General features: G+C 67.7%; 13 protein-coding genes. 6 read left to right on the forward strand and 7 right to left on the reverse strand.

The window, feature by feature from the left end; genetic code table 11:
* The 4 genes from U8L64_RS10820 to U8L64_RS10835 are packed head-to-tail and all read right to left on the reverse strand — an operon-like array spanning position 1 to position 6,631.
* The gene (locus U8L64_RS10820) at positions 1-3,102 is read right to left on the reverse strand and encodes an amino acid adenylation domain-containing protein (protein WP_333397165.1); all 3,102 of its coding nucleotides are present in this window, start codon (positions 3,100-3,102) and stop codon (positions 1-3) included.
* On the reverse strand, positions 3,099-3,971 hold the full coding sequence (locus U8L64_RS10825) for an isochorismatase family protein (RefSeq protein WP_008568127.1): 873 nt from the start codon (positions 3,969-3,971) through the stop codon (positions 3,099-3,101). Before U8L64_RS10825 ends, U8L64_RS10820 begins: the two co-directional genes overlap by 4 nt.
* 12 nt (positions 3,972-3,983) lie before the next feature.
* Positions 3,984-5,609, reverse strand: a complete 1,626-nt coding sequence (locus U8L64_RS10830; RefSeq protein WP_333397168.1) for a (2,3-dihydroxybenzoyl)adenylate synthase — start codon at positions 5,607-5,609, stop codon at positions 3,984-3,986.
* Positions 5,606-6,631 carry an isochorismate synthase gene (locus tag U8L64_RS10835; RefSeq protein WP_333397170.1) on the reverse strand — a complete coding sequence of 342 codons (1,026 nt, stop codon included), beginning with the start codon at positions 6,629-6,631 and terminating at the stop codon, positions 5,606-5,608. The genes U8L64_RS10830 and U8L64_RS10835 overlap by 4 nt, the downstream gene beginning before the upstream one ends.
* Before the next feature lie 458 nt (positions 6,632-7,089).
* On the opposite strand from U8L64_RS10835, the gene U8L64_RS10840 reads away from it, so the two are divergent.
* Positions 7,090-8,550, forward strand: a complete 1,461-nt coding sequence (locus U8L64_RS10840; RefSeq protein WP_043296390.1) for a hypothetical protein — start codon at positions 7,090-7,092, stop codon at positions 8,548-8,550.
* On the opposite strand, the gene hda is transcribed toward U8L64_RS10840, so the two are convergent.
* From hda to U8L64_RS10855, 3 genes are read right to left on the reverse strand one after another with little or no spacing between them, the layout of a single operon-like run.
* Positions 8,551-9,255: a DnaA regulatory inactivator Hda gene (hda, locus tag U8L64_RS10845; RefSeq protein WP_077683537.1), complete on the reverse strand. Its 705-nt coding sequence runs from the start codon at positions 9,253-9,255 to the stop codon at positions 8,551-8,553.
* Positions 9,252-10,349, reverse strand: a complete 1,098-nt coding sequence (locus U8L64_RS10850; RefSeq protein WP_189328023.1) for an AI-2E family transporter — start codon at positions 10,347-10,349, stop codon at positions 9,252-9,254. Before U8L64_RS10850 ends, hda begins: the two co-directional genes overlap by 4 nt.
* 50 nt (positions 10,350-10,399) lie before the next feature.
* Complete coding sequence (locus U8L64_RS10855; protein WP_333397176.1) at positions 10,400-11,440, reverse strand: DUF2066 domain-containing protein; 1,041 nt, start codon at positions 11,438-11,440, stop codon at positions 10,400-10,402.
* Positions 11,441-11,751: 311 nt separating this feature from the next.
* Here U8L64_RS10855 and purM point away from each other — a divergent pair, with 311 nt between their 5' ends.
* The 5 genes from purM to dapC are packed head-to-tail and all read left to right on the forward strand — an operon-like array spanning position 11,752 to position 16,120.
* Positions 11,752-12,810, forward strand: a complete 1,059-nt coding sequence (gene purM / locus U8L64_RS10860; protein ID WP_054093782.1) for a phosphoribosylformylglycinamidine cyclo-ligase — start codon at positions 11,752-11,754, stop codon at positions 12,808-12,810.
* On the forward strand, positions 12,810-13,451 hold the full coding sequence (purN, locus tag U8L64_RS10865; RefSeq protein ID WP_054093781.1) for a phosphoribosylglycinamide formyltransferase: 642 nt from the start codon (positions 12,810-12,812) through the stop codon (positions 13,449-13,451). The genes purM and purN overlap by 1 nt, the downstream gene beginning before the upstream one ends.
* 8 nt (positions 13,452-13,459) lie before the next feature.
* On the forward strand, positions 13,460-14,170 hold the full coding sequence (locus tag U8L64_RS10870; RefSeq protein ID WP_043296060.1) for a DUF3108 domain-containing protein: 711 nt from the start codon (positions 13,460-13,462) through the stop codon (positions 14,168-14,170).
* A gap of 50 nt (positions 14,171-14,220) precedes the next feature.
* Positions 14,221-14,877, forward strand: a complete 657-nt coding sequence (locus U8L64_RS10875; RefSeq protein WP_333397181.1) for a COG3650 family protein — start codon at positions 14,221-14,223, stop codon at positions 14,875-14,877.
* 46 nt (positions 14,878-14,923) lie between these two features.
* Entirely contained in the window at positions 14,924-16,120 is a 1,197-nt protein-coding gene (gene dapC / locus U8L64_RS10880) for a succinyldiaminopimelate transaminase (RefSeq protein ID WP_333397184.1), read from the forward strand.
* Positions 16,121-16,135: the final 15 nt, after the last annotated feature.

The raw sequence follows: 16,135 nt of genomic DNA on the forward strand, positions 1-16,135 counted from the left end.
TCACCAGACCCGTTCCACCTGCGCTTGCCCCTGCCGCAGACGGCTGTCGAGGAAGCGGCAGAAATCCGCCAGACAGGGGTTGTCGAACACATCCGAGACCTTCACCGCGGTGCCGAACTCGGCGGCCAGGCGGTTGACGATCTGGATGGTCTGCAACGACTGGCCACCAAGTTCGAAGAAGTTGTCCTGCGCCTGGATGCCGCCGACGCCGAGGATCTGCTGCCAGATGGCGCTGACCCGCTGCTGGGTGGCATCGTCCAGTGCCTGGATGGTCGCGTCCTGTAGGTACTCGGCCTGCAGGCGCTTGCGGTCGAGCTTGTTGCTGCCGGTGCGCGGCAGCGCGCGATAGTGGCGGTAATCGGTGGGCACCATCGCTGCGGGCAATACCTGACCCAGCGCGCGGCGAATCGCCCGCAGGTCGTCACAGGGGCCAGCGACGAAGGCCACCAGCCGGCGCAGTCCGCCGCCCAGCTCCAGGCCGAGCACGCAGGCCTCGTCGACGCCGTTCAGCGCCAGCAGGCGCGCCTCCACCTCGCCGGGCTGGATGCGGTAGCCGCTGATCTTGAATTCGTTGTCCAGCCGGCCTAGGTAGACCAGCTGGCCGTCGACGCGACGCACGCGGTCGCCGGTGCGGTAGACGGTTTCCTCGTGCGCACCGATGCGCAGGCGGGCGAAGGCCGCGGACGCGCTGTTGAGATAGCCGTTGGCCAGCTGAGGGCCGCACAGCACCAGCTCGCCCTCGGCGGCCGGGCGCTCGCCGCGTTCGAGCACCAGCGCCTGTACGGTCGCCAGCGGCAGCCCGATGGGCAGGCGTTCGGCGCTGGCATCGACCGTCTGCAGGTCGCAGCTGCTGGCGACCACCGTGGCCTCGGTCGGCCCGTAGGTGTTGATCAGCCGCAGCTGCGGTCCGGCCACCCGCTGCCAGGCGGCGAGCTGTTCGGGAAATACCGCCTCGCCGCCGATGATCACCGTCTTCAACCCGGCTGGAATCCGCGTCTGGCCGCTGCGCAGCGCCACCACCCACTCGTTCCAGAACGCGGTCGGCAGGTCGACGATGCTGATCGCCTGCGCCTCGATTCCATCGACGAAGGTGGCGATCGACTGCAGCAGCGCATCGGTACGCAGCACCAGGGTCGCGCCGGCACTGAGGCTGACGCAGACTTCCTCGATGCTCGCATCGAAGTTGAACGGCGCGAACTGCAGCATGCGGTCGTCCGCCGTCACGCCATAACGCAACCGCGCCGCCGCGCTGAAGTGATCCAGCGCGCGATGGCTGATCTCCACACCCTTCGGCGTGCCGGTGGAGCCGGAGGTGAACATCAGATAGGCCGCCGCCTCGCCGCTGCGCGGCGCATGCCGGCGTTCACAGGTGGCGAGCTGGCCGAGCAGCTGGATCGGTCCGGCGTAGCTGTCGGCCAGACGATGCCGGTAGGCCGCCTCGGTGATCACCAGCGCCAGTTCTGCGCTGGCGCAGATCAGTGTCTGCCGTTCGGCCGGCTGTTCGGCGTCCAGCGGCACATAGACGGCGCCCGCCAACAGCACGCCGAGCTGCGCAAGGATCGCCTCGGGCGAGCGGGCGAGCATCACGCCGATCCGCTCCCCGGGCTGCACGCCCTGCTCCCCCAGCGCCGCGGCGATCTCCTCGGCGCGTGCCAGCAACGCGGCGTAGTTCAGCCGGCGCTCGCCCTGACACAGGGCGATGCGCTCCGGCTGGCGCTCGGCGTGCGCGCGGATCGCCGCCAGCACGCTGGTCACCTCGCCCAGCTGAACCTGTTCCGCGGCCGGCGCGCTGAGGCGCTGGTGAAATCGGTAGTCGGCCATCCAGGCCTCGAGGATCAGGTCGCGCGGCATCTGCGGTGCCGCCAGCCAACGGCGCAGCAGCTCGAATAGCTCCTCCTGCAATGCCCGCAGATGCTCGGCGCTGTAGCACGCCGGGTTGGCGTCGTAGTCCAGTTGCGGGATGCCATCGGCGCCGACCTGTACCTCCAGGGTCAGGTCCTCCACCGGCCCGGCGCTGAGGTTGAGCGTGCGCGCCGCCAGCTCGCCGTAGGCCAGCGGGCGGTCGAACGGCATGATGTTGATCAGCGGGCCGAACAGCCGCTGCTCGCCGCCGACGCGGCCGAGGTCGCGGCGCAGCGCTTCGTAGCGGTAATGCTGGTGCTTGCGGCTGGCGCGGCGCAGCTTGCCGATGGCCTTCGCACTGGCGATCAGACTGGCCTCGCCATCGGCCTGCAGGCACAGCGGCGCGATGTTCATCTGCATGCACGGCACGTTGAACGCCGCCGAGCCGATACGATTCATCACCATCAGGCCGAACACCTGAGCATCGCTGCCGCTGACCTGGCGCAGCTGCGCGCTGAGCGCGGCCAGCAGCAGATCGGCCCAGCCGATGCCGTGGGCCTCGGCGGTGGCGCTCAGCAGCTGCCACAGCGGTGCCGGAAAGCGCGCACCGTGCCGCACGAAGGTCGCCGAGATCGGCGCGCTGCGCTCACTGAAGCTGACCGGCGCCGGCAGCCGCGAGAACGTCTCCAGCCAGTAGCCGCGCGCGGCGGCGGTCTTGTTCTGCGCGTCGCGCTCGGCGTCCTCGGCGAGCACATCGGCGTAACGGCCGAAGCCGCAGGCCGGTGCCAACTCGCCGCGCACAGCGGCGCCGTAGAGTTCGGCGATGCGCTGGTACAGCAGGTTGCTGCCGTAGCCGTCGAGCGCAATGTGGTGCACGCAGCTGTAGAGAAAATCCTGCCCCGCCGCCCGCAGCAGGACGAAGCGGCAGGCCAGTTCGCGCTCCAGGTCGAACGGCTGGCGGATGTCGGCCATCGCCCAGTCGCGCACCCAGGTTTCGGCGTCGGCAAACGCCGGCACGTCCAGCTGCGCCACCGTCAGCGGCAGCTCGCAGGGGTCGAAGCACACCGTCTCGCCGTCGATCACATATAGCCCGCTGAGTGCCTCGCACTCGCCCACCGCCTGCTGCACCGCGGCGATCAGCAGCGGCGCCTGCACCTTGCCGGCGAAGGCGATGCACTCGGCGGTGTTGAACATGGCGCGATCTTCGTTGAGCAGGTAGCCGTACCACAGGCCCTGCTGCGCATTGCCCAGCGGCCTCATGCGGCACCCCCATGCTGCTGGATCTGCGCCCACCAGCCGTTGAGCGTCGGCGTCTTCGCCAGATCGGTGAAGCTCAGTTCCAGCCCCTGCTCGCGCCACTCGCTGAGCAGCGACATCACCTGGATCGAATCCAGGCCGTAGTCGAGCAGGTTCTCGTCCGGGTCGAACGGCTCGTCGATCTCATCGAGCATGGCCAGCAGGCGCGCCTGCAGCGCCTCGCGGGTCAGCCTCAGACCTGCTGCATGCCCCAGCCCGAGCACCTCGCGGCATTCGATGACCCGACCGCAGCGCGTGGCGATGTAGTTCAGCGCCATCTGGTGGTCGGCCTGAGTGAAGTCGGCAATGCCGTCGGCCAGCAGGAACGGCTGGATGTCGCGCATGAAGGCGTCGCAGGCGGTCATCAGGCAGCCGATGTGGCCGTATATGCCACCGATGATCAGCTGATCGCGGCCCAGCTCGCGCAGCAGGTGTTCCAGCGGCGAACGCTGGAAGGCGCTGTAACGCCATTTGACCAGCACGGTGTCGTCCGCCGCCGGCGCCAGGCCGGCGACGATGCCCTGACGCGCCGGATACTGGGTGATGCCCGGGCCCCACATGTCATTGAGCAGGGCCCGCTCGGCACCAGCCTGCTGGCCCGGTTGTGCGGTGTAGACCACCGGGATGCCGAGCGCCTTACAGCGCGCGCGCACGGCGGCCAGGCGCTCGACCAGCGCGGCGACGAAGGGACTGTCCTCGCCCCAGAAGTCGCAGAAGTAGTCCTGCATGTCATGGATCAGCAGCACCGCGCGCGCGGGGTCGACCGGCCACTGGACCTTGTTCACCGCCCATTCGCTGGGCAGGCTGTAGGGCGTGAGCGTGGGAATCGTCATGGAGCGAAGTCCTTATTCAGTAACGGTCAGTTGTTCGGCGAGACGGCGGCGCAGGCGGGTCTTGTCGACCTTGCCCACCGCCGTCATGGGCAGCGCCGCGACCTGCTCGATGCGGTCCGGCAGCTTGTAGTCGGCCAGCCCGAGGCCGCGCAGGTACTTGCGCAGGGCAATGCCCTTGAGCGCCGGGTCGCGGCTGACGATGAACGCACAGCTCTTCTCGCCCATGCCCGGGTCCGGCATGGAAACCAGCGCGGCGTGGGTGACGGCTGGATGCGCCATCAGCAGGTTCTCGACTTCCTCGGCCGCGATCTTTTCGCCGCCGCGGTTGATCTGGTCCTTGATGCGCCCGACCACCACCAGGTAGCCGTCCGCGCGCAGCTGCACGAGATCGCCGGAGCGGTAGAAACCTTCGGTATTGAAGGCTTGGGCGTTGTGCTCCGGGCTCTGGAAATAGCCGCGGATCGTGTAAGGCCCGCGGGTCAGCAGCGCGCCGGTCTGCCCCGGCGCCACCGGTCGGCCGTCGCGGTCGACCACCCTGACCTCGTCGTCCGGGCTCATCGGCCGGCCCTGGGTCAGGTAGACATGCTCGTCGTCATCGTCCAGACGGGTGTAGTTGACCAGCCCTTCGGCCATGCCGAAGACCTGCTGCAAACGACAACCGAGCACCGCCGGGATGCGCCGCGCCTGCGCCTCCGGCAGCCGGGCGCCACCGACCTGCAGCAACCGCAGCGAGGTCAGCTCCGCCTCGTGCCCGGGCGCCGCCTGCAGCCACAGCGACAGCGCCGGCGGCACCAGCGCGGCGACATTGACCTGCTGCGCGGCGATCAGCGCAAAACAGCTGGCCGGACCGGGATCGGGCGCGAGCACCACGCGGCCACCGGCGACGAACACGCCCAGCGCGCCGGGCGAGCTGAGCGGGAAGTTGTGCGCCGCCGGCAGCGCGCAGAGGTAGCGGGTGTCACGGTCGAAACCGCACAGTTCGACGCTGCGCCGCACGCTGTAGTAGTAGTCGTCGTGGGTACGGGGGATCAGCTTCGGCGTGCCGGTGCTGCCGCCGGATAGCTGGAAGAACGCCACCTCGTCGGCGGGCGTCGGCGCAAAGTCGCGTTCGACGGCCACCGGTTGCAGCCAGGCCGCCAGGCTGCGCTGCGCCAGACCGTCGGCATGCAGCAAGGCGGTGTCGATGCCGGCCAGCTGCTGCAGCTCGGCGAGAAACAGGTCGTCGTTCTGGAACAGCGGATGCAAACGGCTGGCGATCAGCAGGCGCGGACGGATCTGCTCGGCATAGGCGCGCAGTTCCAGCCGGCTGTGGCTGAACAGCGCGTTGACTGGCGCAATCCCGGCCTTGAGCAGCGCGAAGAACACGATGTACAGCTCGGCCTGGTTGCCCAGCTGTACCAGCGCCCGGTCGCCCGGCCCGAGGCCGTGATTGGCCAGCCGCTGGGCCAGGTTGGTGGACAATGCATCCAGCTCGGCGTAGCTCAGCTCGCGCTCGCCGCAGACCACCGCGATGGCCTCGGGCTGCGTTTCAGCCTGAACCGCGAGCATGTGGCTGAGCGGCTTGCCCAGCCAGTAGCCGGCCTGGCGATAACGTTCGGCGAATGCGGCGGGCCAGCGGGTGAACGGAATCAGGCTCACACGGCCTCCTTGTCGAGGCCGAAGGCGGCGAGCATGGTGCCGAGCTTGGTGCCGGTTTCGCGCCATTCCGCCTCTGGGCAGGACGCGCTGACCAGACCGGCGCCGGCGAACAGGCGCACGCGAGTCTGCTGGATGATCCCGCAACGGATGACCACCGCCCATTCGCCATTGCCGGCGGCATCGCACCAGCCGACGATGCCGCCGAACACGCCACGGTCGAATGGCTCCAGCTCGGCGATCACCTGTTTGGCGGCAGCGGTGGGAAAACCGCACAGCGCCGGCGTCGGGTGCAGCCGGCAAGCCAAGCGCAGCGCCGACAGCTCGTCCTGCAGCTCGCCGTCGATCCGGGTCGACAGGTGCCAGAGCCTGGCGGTCTTGAGCAGCGCTGGCGCTGGCGGGACGTTCAGCGTGCGGCACAGCGGGCGCAGCTGGCGTTCGAGATCGTCGATGACCAGCCGGTGCTCGCGCTGATCCTTGGCCGAATCGAGCAGCGCGCGGGCGGCCTCCTCGTCGGCCAGCGGATCGGGCGAACGTCTCGCCGAGCCCGCCAGCGGGTTGGTGCTGAACGCGCGCCCCTGCTTGCGCAGCAGCAGTTCCGGGCTGGCACCGATCAGCACGCCCTCGCCCGGCAGGTCGACCGCGAAGTGATAGGCCTCCGGGTTCTGCTGGCGCAGGCCCTGGAAGATGGTCTGCGCGCAGGGCGGCTCGTCGAACTCGAGTTGCAGCAGCCGCGACAGCACGGCCTTGTCGATGCGGCCTTCACGCAACAAATCCAGCGCCTGATTGACCGCATCGTGGAAGCCAGCGCGCCCCGGCTGCTCGATGCAGCTGCGCGCGGCGCCGCAGGGCAACCCGCAGATCGCCGTGGGCGGCGCGCTGGGCGGCAGGAACGCCAGGTGGCGCGGCACGAAGAGCCGCGATGGTTGCGCCTTGTCGAAGGGAATCACCCCGACCACCGTAGGAGTGCTCAGCCCGGCCCGACGCGCATCGTCGAATGCCTGCTGCATGCTGCACTCGAGCATCTGCCCGTCGTCGCCGCAAGGCACGGCCAGCGAAGCGAAACAACCGCTTGCCTCGACTCCGCCTGTGGGCGAATAAAATCGGAAACCAGGGTCAAAGATACGGCTCTGGCGGGCGCCAGAGAGTACTGCCTGAGCCCATGCGTTCACCGCAACCTCCTTAGCCAAACTTAATCAGAATTATTATCATTTGCATGAAAGAGCGACGAATCTAGCCACGCCAATCAGGTGCGTCAAATTATTTCGAGTGAAATTTTCGAATCGACATGCATGCCAAAATGCCAGCACAAAGCGCGCGATCGAGCACGAACTTCGGCAATCCACCGGCATCGAAACGGCGTTATTCGTTCGCTAAAGGAGTCGAAATGCGCGACAGATCGAGCCCCAACGCTAACCAGCGCAAGGCCCTGCCAGCGACCGGCGTGGGCCCTTCCGGTCTGTTGCGGCACCTGCGCTCCGGCATGTTTGCGCTGCTGGCGACGGCCGCCGCGCTGCCCGCCTGGGCGACGAGCGGGACCGCGCTGGCCGAGCGCGACGCGCACAACAAACGCCTGAGCGAACAGCTGCAGCTGGCACCGAACGGCCAGGCAGCCGCACCGACTGCGCGCTACAACCACATCATCACCTTCGGCCAGTCGCTCGCCTCGGCGGCCGAAGGCTGGCCGGCACTGTCGACCAAGGCCCGCTACGACAACCTGATGCTCGGCCAGGCGGTGCGCTCGGCCACCTTCAGCGGCGCGTCCTTCGAGCCCGTCGGCAAGGCGGCCTTCACCCCGCTGCGCGCGGTGGTGCAGCACAAGAGCGATGCGCGGGTCATTCTCGAACCGGCGCAGGTAGCCCAGCTCGAAAAGCACGCCCAGGAGGAAGGCGAATCGGTGGATATCGGCGCGCTGAACATGGCGCGACGCCTCTACCTGCACCAACGCGGCAGCGATTCGGACCCGCAGCACCTGTTTCTAGCCAGCAACGCGGCAACCTCCGGACGCTCCATCGCGCAGCTGTCGAAGACCGGCGGCACCCACGAATACCGTCGCGTACCGCAAGCCATGGACCAGGCGAAGGCGCTCGCCGACGCGGAGAACGCCAGCTATGCCGTCAGCGCGTTCTTCTGGCTGCAGGGCGAGTTCGACTATTCCCACACCAACGGCGGGGTGAACGACAAAGCGCGCTACAAGCAGCTGGCGCGCCAGTTGCGCGACGACCTCTATGACGACACCCGCGCCATTACCGGGCAAACGCGAATGCCCGCCTTCATCAGCTATCAGACCGACGCCAAATCGTCGGTGAAGGACGGCTCGCTGGCGGTCGGCATGGCGCAATGGGAACTGGCACAGGAGGAGCCCAACTGGTTTCTCGCCGGCCCGGTGTACCCGTACGTCGACAAGGGCGTGCACCTGTCGGCCAACGGCTATCGCTGGTTCGGCCAGATGCTCGGCAAGGTCTACCATCGGGTCGCCGTCGAGGGCCGCAAATGGCAGCCGCTGGCGCCGCGTCGGGCCACGGTCGCGGGACGCGAGATATTGCTGGATTTCCACGTGCCCGCGCCGCCGCTGCAGTTCGCCGAACCCTACATCGGCCACGTCGCGCGACCGGTGAAAAACAAGGGCTTCATGGTCTATGACGATCAGGGCGAGGTGCCGCTGGAAGCGGTGGACATCGCCGCCGACACCATCGTCCGCCTGCGCGCCGGGCGCGATCTGGCCGGACAACCGCGCATTACCTACGCGAGTTTCCAGGTCGGTGGCGCCGGCCAGCTGCGCGACAGCGATGCCACGCAGGCCGACGCCAGCTACGAATACCTGCCGGAACAGGGCATGCCCGAGGAGGCGAATATCCCCGCGCTGGTCGGTAAGCCCTACCCGTTGCAGAACTGGAGCATCGCCTTCGAGCTGGTGGCAAAACCTGGACAGGCGTTGCCCTAGCTACCAGCCGAGGGTTTCTTTGAGGAAAGGAATGGTCAGCTTGCGCTGCGCCTGCAGCGAAGCCTGATCGAGGCGGTCGAGCAGCTCGAACAGCGCGCTCATGCTGCGCGCGCCACGGGTGAGGATGAAGCGGCCGACGTCGTCCGGCAGATTCAACCCGCGGCGCGAGGCACGCAGCTGCAACGCACGCAGCTTGTCTTCGTCGGATAGCTGCTGCAGCTGGAACACCAGCGCCAGACTCAGCCGCGATTTGAGGTCAGGCAACTGCACCGCCAGCTCGCGCGGCGAGGCATCGGCGGCCAGCAGCAGTCGTCGACCGCTGTCGCGCAAGCGATTGAACAGGTGGAACAGCGCCTCCTCCCACACCGCATCGCCGGCCACCGCGTCGAGATCGTCGAGGCAGACCAGTTCGCACTGCTCGAGGTTGTCGAGCAAGGCCGGGCCATATTCGGCGACCTCGGCCAGCGGCAGGTAGACCGCCTGCTCGCCACGCTCCTCGACACGCAGGCAGGCCGCCTGCAGCAGATGGCTGCGACCGACGCCAGTACTACCCCACAGATAGATCAGTTCGTCCGACCAGCCCGCTGCCGGCGAGCAGAGCCGCTCGACATAGCCGAGCGCCGCGGCGTTGGCGCCCGGATAGAAGTTGGCGAAGGTGGCATCGTCGCGCAGACGCACGCCGAGGGGCAGCTGGATGGGTTTCATGGCTCGGATGGTGGTTCGGCCGCGACAGCGGCAGGCTTTGCGTAAAGGTCCGAGAGTTTATAGAGATCATGCACATGGCGCAGCAGAACCATGATCACCGCTGCTACCGGCAGCGCCAGCAGCACGCCGGTGAAGCCGAACAGCTGGCCGCCGGCAAGCACTGCGAAGATCACCGCCACCGGATGCAGGCCGATGCGATCGCCCACCAGCAGCGGCGTCAGCAACATGCCCTCGAGCAGCTGCCCGACCGTGAAGACCGCGGCAACGCCCAGCAGCGGATAAGGCTCCAGGCCGAACTGGAATAGCACGGCGATCACCGCTGCGGCGAAGCCGACGACGAAGCCCATGTACGGCACAATGCTGGCGAGCCCCGCGAGCACGCCGATCAGCAGGCCCAGCTCCACGCCAACCAGCATCAGGCCGGCGGCATAGATCACCGCCAGTGCCAGCATCACCAGCAGCTGGCCGCGCAGGAAGGCGCCGATCACGTCGTGGCATTCACCGATCAGCGCGACCACCACGCCCTCGCGCCGACGCGGCAGCAAGCTGCGCAGCTTGGCCATGATCAGGTCCCAGTCACGCAGCAGATAGAAGCTGACCACCGGCACCAGCAGCAGATTGCCGACCCAGGCCAGCAACGCCAGGCTCGACGCCGTCGCCTGGCTGAGAATCACCCCGACGATGTCGGTGGTGCTGCCCAGATGCCCGGACAGCGCCGCCTTTAGCTGATCGAAGCGCCAGAAGTCCTGCTCCAGCCCCAGCTGCTCCTGCACCCACGGCAGCGCCTGTTGCTGCAACCAGTCGAGCGCCAGCGGCGCAAGCTGGTAAAGATGCATCAGCTGCTTGCCAAGCATCGGCAGCAGCACCAGCAGGAGCAGCAACAGCAGCAGACTGAACAGGCCGAACGTAGCGATCACTGCCCAGGTGCGCGAGCATCTCCAGCGCTCCAGCCGATCGACCAGCGGATCGCCGAGATAGGCCAGCAGGATACCCACCAGGAACGGCGAGAGAATCGGCGTCAACAGGTAGACCAGCCAGCCGCACAGCAGCAGGCCGGCCAGCCACAGCCAGCGGTTGGAATCGGTCATGTTCATTGCGCGACGCCTTGCAGTCAGGAGGCTCGAAGAAAAGGTTGGAGTAGCACCTACCAGCGGTAGCGCAGCACCGTGTCGGGCTCAGGCTGTGCCGCCTGCGGCTGGTCGGGTGCTACCGGCGCCGCATTGCCATCGAGCGGGGCTGGCTCGGCCGGAACCTCCTGCAGACGCGCCAATTCCAGCTGGGCGCGCAACTGCTCGGGGCTGGCAGTCACGCGATAGACCAGACGGTCGCGCTCGACACTCAGCAGCTTGCCGCCAAGCGGCTGCAGCAGCTTGTCCAGCTCGGCGAAGCGGGTAATGTCCGCGCCGAGCACTTCCAGCGTCAGCTCCTTGGCTGCGCCCGGCGCAACGACGTAGCGCGGCGCCAGGTATTGGCTCACTGCCAACATCACGGCGTCGGCGACAGCCGCCTGGCTATCGCCCTTGGCCTGGCCGCTGCCGTGGGCATCATTCAGCCAGAGGTTCCAGCGCGCCTGCCAGCCTTCCTCGCCCTCACGCGCATGCACCGTCAGCAACGCGTCGGCGGCGTAGCGTTCGGACGGCTCGCGCAGCGCCTGTGCGTCCGCGGCGCCGAGCGTTTCGGGCGTTGCGGCAAGCTGTTCCTGCAAGTCGGCCAGCGGCAGACGCAACGGCAGGCCACGATGACGCGCCGCACCCTGCAGCGTGGTCGCGCCGTCCTGCGCGTCGCCCAGCAGCTGGGTGCCATTGGCCGTCTCGCTCAACCACCACGCCAGCACCACCGGCCGATTGGCACCCCACAAGGCCAGGCCAGCCTGGCGCAGGGTGCGTTCGGTGGTGGCCGGGTCGAAATCGACCACCAAGCTATCGCCCTCGTAGCCGTAACGGCTGATCAGCTTTTGCGGGTCCTTGCGCAGTTCCGCCAGCGCCGGTTTGCCGGAACTGTCGGAATCGCCGGTCAGGCGCAGCAGCAGCGTATCGAAGGAGCGCTGCAGCGCTTCGCCGCGCGCGTCGGCCTGCTGGCTGGGCACCGGCTCGCGCACCTGATAGAGCGTGCGCAGCGGTTCGGCGAACAGCGGCGACGCCGCGAGCGCGAGGCAGACGACGAGGAAACGGGAAACTAGGCGCATGGAGGGTTCTCGCGAGAGCGGCTGATCGCCGGCGGGGAACGGGAGCGCATACCTTAAACAGCCGCCGGATACCCGGCAACCGACACACGCCCGGCCTGTCGGCTGCGTCACCGCCGTCTCCGGTCGGAGCCGCCCGCGCGGCGCGCCCGGGCGGGATGGTCGCTGCGTGGCAAGCCTGATAAAATCGCGCGCTTTCCGCAGACCGACTCCGACGCCCCACCGCGGGCCGGAAATCCTGCGCCAGCCGAAGGCATGCTTCCGCTGGCCATCGCACGGTCGAAACCCGCACTCCTCGCACAGGCCCGGACTCTATGAGCAAGCAACCCTCCATTAGCTACAAGGACGCTGGCGTCGACATCGATGCAGGCGAAGCGCTGGTCGAGCGCATCAAGGGCGTGGCCAAGCGTACCGCGCGCCCTGAAGTGATGGGCGGCCTGGGTGGCTTCGGCGCGCTGTGCGAGATTCCGGCCGGCTACAAGCAGCCAGTGCTGGTGTCCGGCACCGATGGCGTCGGCACCAAGCTGCGCCTGGCGCTGAACCTGAACAAGCACGACAGCATCGGCCAGGATCTGGTTGCCATGTGCGTCAATGACCTCGTCGTCTGTGGCGCCGAACCGCTGTTCTTCCTCGACTACTACGCCACCGGCAAGCTCAACGTCGACGTGGCCGCCACCGTGGTCACCGGCATCGGCGCCGGTTGCGAACTGGCCGGCTGCTCGCTGGTCGGCGGCGAAACCGCCGAAATGCCCGGCATGTACGAGGGCGAGGACTACGACCTGGCCGGCTTCTGCGTCGGCGTGGTGGAGAAGGCCGAGATCATTGATGGCTCGAAGGTGGCCACTGGCGACGCGCTGATCGCCCTGCCCTCCTCCGGCCCGCATTCCAACGGTTACTCGCTGATCCGCAAGATCATCGAAGTCGCCGGCGCCGATATCGAGAGCGTGCAGCTCGACGGCAAGCCGCTGGCCGATCTGCTGATGGCGCCGACGCGCATCTACGTCAAGCCGCTGCTGAAACTCATCAAGGACACCGGCGCGGTCAAGGCCATGGCCCACATCACCGGCGGCGGTCTGCTCGACAACATCCCGCGCGTGCTGCCCGAAGGCGCCCAGGCGGTGATCGACGTGGCCAGCTGGACCCGCCCGGCGGTGTTCGACTGGCTGCAGGACAAAGGCAACGTCGACGAGCACGAGATGCACCGTGTGCTCAACTGCGGCGTCGGCATGGTCATCTGCGTCGCCCAGGACCAGGTCGACGCCGCACTGACCAACCTGCGCGCCAGCGGTGAGCAGCCGTGGGTGATCGGCCGAATCGCCGAAGCCGCCGAAGGCGCGGCGCAGGTCCAGCTGAACAACCTGAAAGCCCACTGATGCCCTGCAACGTCGTCGTCCTGATCTCCGGGTCCGGCAGCAATCTGCAGGCGCTGATCGACAGCCAGAGCGACAGCAACCCGGCACGCATTGGCGCGGTGATCTCCAACCGCGCCGATGCCTACGGACTGCAGCGCGCCCAGGCCGCCGGCATACCCACTCAGGTGCTGTCGCACCGTGAGTTCGCCGACCGCGAGGCTTTCGATACAGCACTGATGGCGGCCATCGACGCCTTCCAGCCGGATCTGGTCGTGCTCGCCGGCTTCATGCGCATCCTCACGCCCGGCTTCGTCCGCCATTATCAGGGGCGCCTGCTGAACATCCATCCGTCGCTGCTGCCCCGGCACAAGGGGCTGGATACGCACAACCGCGCCGTGGCTGCCGGTGATACCGAACACGGCTGCAGCGTGCACTTCGTCACCGAAGAGCTGGACGGCGGACCGGTGGCGATCCAGGCGGCGATCCCGATTCGCGCGGATGAAAGCGTCGCGCAACTGACCGACCGCGTACATGTCGAAGAACATCGCATCTACCCGCTCGCCGTTCGCTGGTTCGCCGAAGGGCGCTTGCGCCTCGGCGAGCAGGGCGCGATGCTGGACGGCGAAAAACTGCCGGCCTCCGGCCATCTGATACGAACCTAGGAGAGATTATGCGTCGCGCCTTGCTGCTCGCTCTCGCCGTGCTGGCCCTGCCGGCCCACGCGCTGGAGCTCAAGCCCTTCTCCGCCAGCTACACCGCCGACTGGACGCAGGTACCGGTCAGCGGCACCGCCGAACGCAGCCTGGCGAAACTGCAGGACGGCCGCTGGCAGCTCGATTTCGAGGCTTCGATGCTGGTTGCCAGCTTCAGCGAGCGCAGCACGTTTCGCATCGAGGGCGACACCTTCCTGCCAGATAGCTATCGCCTCGAACGCGGCGGCCTGGGCAAGGGTAAGAAGATCAAGCACGACTTCGACTGGCAGGCCAAGCAGGTGGTCGGCAGCGACCGCGGCGATCCGGTCAAGCTGACGCTGCATCGCGGCCTGCTGGACAAATCGACCTATCAGGTCGCTCTGCAGCAGGAAGTGGCGGCAGGCAAGCAGAGCATGAGTTACCAGGTGGTCGACGGCGACGAGATCGAAACCTACGACTTCCGCGTGCTCGGTGAGGAAAAGGTCGACACCCAGGCCGGCCAGGTCGACGCGATCAAGGTCGAGCGCGTGCGCGATCCGACGCAGAGCAAGCGCGAGACCATCCTCTGGTTCGCCAAGGACTGGAACTACCTGCTGGTGCGCCTGCATCAGGTGGAAAAGGATGGCAAGCAGTACCAGATCATGCTGCAGGAAGGCAGCGTCGACGGCCGCGCCGTCAAAGGCAACTGATCACCCGCGGCACCGCCCTGCGCTGCCGCCCTCTCCCTGTCGAGTACCCCATGACCGCCGCTCGCGCCCTGTTGCTCGTCCTGCTGCCACTGTTCGCTGGTTGCCAGTCGCTGTTTCGCACCGAGGCACCTGCGCCGACCGGTGATCGTTTGCAGGGCATGCTGACGCGCCAGGGCGATGCCTGGCAGCTGCAACCGTGCGGTCAGTTGCCGGCGCTGCGGTTACGTGACATCAAGGACGGCGGCCTGCTCCAGCCGGCCAGTGAGCTGATGGCGGACGGGCAGGGGCAGCTGTTCGCCGATGTACGCGGAGCGCTCGATCTGCAGCACGCCACGCTGGCGGTGAATCGCCTCTACCGCCTACAGGGCGAAGGTCCCGGTTGCAACGATAAGAATTTCCCACGCCTGATCCTGCGCGCCAGCGGCAACGAGCCCGACTGGAGCCTGCTGGTCACCAGCGACGGTTTGCTGCTCGAACGCCCGGGCGAACCCGCGCTTGCCCTACCCTATCTGGAAGAACAGCTGCCCGAGGGCCAGCTGGCCTTCACCAGCGAGGCCAACCGGCAAAGGCTGCAGCTCTGGGTCACGCCACAGCGCTGCCAGGACAGCGCCAGCGGCGCCGTCACGCACCTGAGCGCGCAGCTGCGCCCGGATGACGGCAAGGTCCTGCGCGGGTGCGCCTACTACGGCGGCGCCCGCACCGATTGAACCCACCGAGGCGCAGCGCGCCCCGCGACTGACAAGAACCAGAACCATGAACGACGCACTGTCCCTGCTGCAGCCCTACCCCTTCGAGAAACTGCGTGCCCTGCTCACCGGCGTAGTGCCGCCAGCAGACAAGCGACCGATCGCGCTGTCGATCGGAGAACCCAAGCATCGCTCGCCGGACTTCGTCGCCCAGGCGCTGAGGGACAACCTCGATCAGTTGGCGGTCTACCCGACCACGCTGGGCATCCCGGCGCTGCGCGAAGCGATTGCCGGCTGGTGCGAGCGGCGCTTCGGCCTGGCCGCGGGCGCGGTCGATCCGGCCCGGCAGGTGCTGCCGGTCAACGGCACGCGCGAGGCGCTGTTCGCCTTCACCCAGGCCGTGGTCAGCCGCGCCGCCGACGGCCTGGTGATCAGTCCCAACCCGTTCTATCAGATCTACGAGGGCGCGGCGCTGTTGGCCGGCGCCACGCCGCACTATCTGCCGTGCCTGGCCGAGAACGGCTTCAATCCGGATTTCGATGCGGTGCCGAGCGACGTCTGGCAGCGCTGCCAGATCCTGTTCCTCTGCTCGCCGGGCAACCCTACCGGGGCACTGGTACCGCTGCAGACGCTGCAGAAACTTATCGCCCTGGCCGACGAGCACGACTTCGTGATCGCCGCCGACGAGTGCTACAGCGAACTCTACTTCGACGAGGCCAACCCGCCGGCCGGCCTGCTGAGCGCTTGCGCCGCGCTCGGTCGCCACGACTACAAGCGCTGCGTGGTGTTCCACAGCCTGTCCAAGCGCTCCAACTTGCCGGGCCTGCGCTCGGGTTTTGTCGCCGGCGATGCCGACATCCTCAAGGCCTTCCTGCTCTACCGCACCTACCACGGCTGCGCCATGCCGGTGCAGACCCAGTTGGCCAGCGTGGCGGCGTGGAACGACGAGATTCACGTGCGCGCCAACCGCGAGCTGTATCGGGCGAAGTTCGACGCCGCGCTGCAGATTCTCGCGCCCGTGCTCGACGTACAGCGTCCCGATGGCGGCTTCTACCTGTGGGCGAAGACGCCGGGCGACGATCAGGCCTTCACCCGCGAGCTGTTCGCCGAAGAGCACGTCACCGTGGTGCCAGGTTCCTACCTGTCGCGCGAGATCGACGGTCTCAACCCCGGCGCCGGTCGGGTGCGCATGGCGCTGGTGGCCCCGCTGGCCGAATGCAGCGAGGCCGCACAGCGCATCCGCGACTTCCTCGAACGCCGCTGAACGGCCGCAGGCCCG

Origin of the sequence: Pseudomonas sp. FIP_A4, from assembly GCF_036701605.1 — a bacterium.
In the GTDB taxonomy this organism is placed as follows: Bacteria; Pseudomonadota; Gammaproteobacteria; order Pseudomonadales; family Pseudomonadaceae; genus Stutzerimonas; species Stutzerimonas phenolilytica.

What these genes read in the sequence shown, in the direction of transcription:
- U8L64_RS10835 (WP_333397170.1), bottom strand. Translation starts at nt 6,631, where the DNA reads ATGCTCGAGTGCAGCATGCAGCAGGCATTCGACGATGCGCGTCGGGCC.
- purM (WP_054093782.1), top strand. Translation starts at nt 11,752, where the DNA reads ATGAGCAAGCAACCCTCCATTAGCTACAAGGACGCTGGCGTCGACATC.
- U8L64_RS10875 (WP_333397181.1), top strand. Translation starts at nt 14,221, where the DNA reads ATGACCGCCGCTCGCGCCCTGTTGCTCGTCCTGCTGCCACTGTTCGCT.
- U8L64_RS10825 (WP_008568127.1), bottom strand. Translation starts at nt 3,971, where the DNA reads ATGACGATTCCCACGCTCACGCCCTACAGCCTGCCCAGCGAATGGGCG.
- U8L64_RS10850 (WP_189328023.1), bottom strand. Translation starts at nt 10,349, where the DNA reads ATGAACATGACCGATTCCAACCGCTGGCTGTGGCTGGCCGGCCTGCTG.
- dapC (WP_333397184.1), top strand. Translation starts at nt 14,924, where the DNA reads ATGAACGACGCACTGTCCCTGCTGCAGCCCTACCCCTTCGAGAAACTG.
- U8L64_RS10870 (WP_043296060.1), top strand. Translation starts at nt 13,460, where the DNA reads ATGCGTCGCGCCTTGCTGCTCGCTCTCGCCGTGCTGGCCCTGCCGGCC.
- hda (WP_077683537.1), bottom strand. Translation starts at nt 9,255, where the DNA reads ATGAAACCCATCCAGCTGCCCCTCGGCGTGCGTCTGCGCGACGATGCC.
- purN (WP_054093781.1), top strand. Translation starts at nt 12,810, where the DNA reads ATGCCCTGCAACGTCGTCGTCCTGATCTCCGGGTCCGGCAGCAATCTG.
- U8L64_RS10855 (WP_333397176.1), bottom strand. Translation starts at nt 11,440, where the DNA reads ATGCGCCTAGTTTCCCGTTTCCTCGTCGTCTGCCTCGCGCTCGCGGCG.
- U8L64_RS10840 (WP_043296390.1), top strand. Translation starts at nt 7,090, where the DNA reads ATGTTTGCGCTGCTGGCGACGGCCGCCGCGCTGCCCGCCTGGGCGACG.
- U8L64_RS10820 (WP_333397165.1), bottom strand. Translation starts at nt 3,102, where the DNA reads ATGAGGCCGCTGGGCAATGCGCAGCAGGGCCTGTGGTACGGCTACCTG.